Raw genomic sequence first — 1,533 nt, forward strand, 5'->3', positions numbered from 1 at the left:
GACCATCGGCGACCTTCGGCTGGCGCTGGCGGCCATGTCCGGCCGCGATGTGCGCGACCCCTGGTGGGTGCCGGCGCCGCTCGAGGGGCCCGCGATGCCGAAACGGGCGGCTTTGTGCCTGGAGCCCGACGGCCTCAGGACCGCGCCGGAGGTGAAGGCCGCAGTCGCCGATGCCGGCAAGCGGCTGCAACGTGCCGGCTGGACGGTGGAGGAGATCGCCGATACCCCGCCGATGCGCGAGCCCGCCGATTTGCAGACCAAGCTCTGGCTCGGCGATTTCTACGAGGCGCAACTCGAAACCGCCGAGCGCGAAGGCGATCCGGGCGCGCTGGCCTGCCTGCGCGGCAACCGGAGCAAGGTATTTCCGTTCGATGCGGCGGCTTTTTCCAAGGCGCTGACCCGGCGTGCGACGTTGTCGCGGCAGTGGCTGCAGTTTCTCGAAAACTACGCGGTGCTGCTGATCCCGGTGTCCGGCGAACTGCCGTTCCCGGACCAACTGGACCGCAAGGATGATGTCTGCTTTGCCCGGGTCTGGGAGGCGCAAATGCCGCAAATCGCTATTCCCTTCATGGGGCTGCCTGGGCTAACGGTCTCCACCGGGTTGGCCGGCCGCGTGCCCGTCGGCGTCCAGGTGGTTTCCGGCCGGTTCCGTGAGGATTTGTGCTTTGCCGCAGGCGAGGCGATCGAGGCGGGCGGCGTGCCGCCGTCGCCGATCGATCCTTTGAGTTAGAACGAAGCGAACCGGATCGAAGGTAGAGCATGCCTGACGTCTACGATTTCACGGCCACATCGCTTTCCGGCGAAGACGTGCCGCTGAAACGGTTCGAGGGCCAGGTGTTGCTGATCGTCAATACCGCGAGCGCCTGCGGGTTCACGCCACAATATCAAGGGCTCGAGGCGTTGCATCGCGAGCTTGCCCCGCGCGGCTTTTCCGTGCTCGGCTTTCCCTGCAACCAGTTCGGCGGCCAGGAGCCGGGCGACGCCCAGGCGATCGCCGAGTTTTGCGCGAGCAAATACGACGTCAGCTTTCCTCTGTTCGACAAGATCGACGTCAATGGCGTCAAGGCGCATCCACTCTACCAATATCTGAAAAGTGAGAAGTCGGGCCTGCTCGGCTCCGCCATCAAATGGAATTTCACCAAATTCCTGGTCGACCGGTCGGGCCACGTGGTCGGCCGCCATGCGCCGACCACGAAGCCGGAAGCCATCAAGAAAGAAATCGAGGCGCTGCTGTGAACGACAAGACCGAGACCAATGCTGAGCCAAGCGCGATGAGCGAGGAGCTGCCGGACCGGCTGTCGGTCGATCCGAACAGCCCCTATTACAATGCGGATGTGTTGGCGCGCGATGTCGGCATCCGCTTCAAGGGTGCCGAGAAGACCAATGTCGAGGAGTATTGCGTCAGCGAGGGCTGGGTGCGCGTGACCGCCGGCAACGCCAAGGACCGCTACGGCAATCCCCTGACGATCAAGGTGCACGGTCCGGTCGAACCGTATTTCCGCGACAAGAGTTAGTCTCGGATCGATCTTCCGT

The 1,533-nt window shown here is 64.1% G+C and carries 3 protein-coding genes; all 3 read left to right on the forward strand.

Going from position 1 to position 1,533, the window contains the following annotated elements:
- On the forward strand, window positions 1-730 hold a 730-nt coding region (locus WCB02_RS29630), incomplete at its 5' end, for an amidase family protein (protein WP_423963479.1).
- A 29-nt stretch (window positions 731-759) separates the two neighbouring features.
- Window positions 760-1,236, forward strand: a complete 477-nt coding sequence (locus WCB02_RS29635) for a glutathione peroxidase (RefSeq protein ID WP_423963482.1) — start codon at window positions 760-762, stop codon at window positions 1,234-1,236.
- A gap of 35 nt (window positions 1,237-1,271) precedes the next feature.
- Window positions 1,272-1,514, forward strand: a complete 243-nt coding sequence (locus WCB02_RS29640) for a DUF3297 family protein (protein WP_423963484.1) — start codon at window positions 1,272-1,274, stop codon at window positions 1,512-1,514.
- Window positions 1,515-1,533: the final 19 nt, after the last annotated feature.

The sequence above is a fragment of the Bradyrhizobium sp. genome (genome assembly GCF_049581145.1).
Lineage (GTDB): Bacteria > Pseudomonadota > Alphaproteobacteria > Rhizobiales > Xanthobacteraceae > Bradyrhizobium.

Coding starts and splice junctions, on each gene's coding strand:
- WCB02_RS29635 (WP_423963482.1), top strand. CDS start 760: ATGCCTGACGTCTACGATTTCACGGCCACATCGCTTTCCGGCGAAGAC.
- WCB02_RS29640 (WP_423963484.1), top strand. CDS start 1,272: ATGAGCGAGGAGCTGCCGGACCGGCTGTCGGTCGATCCGAACAGCCCC.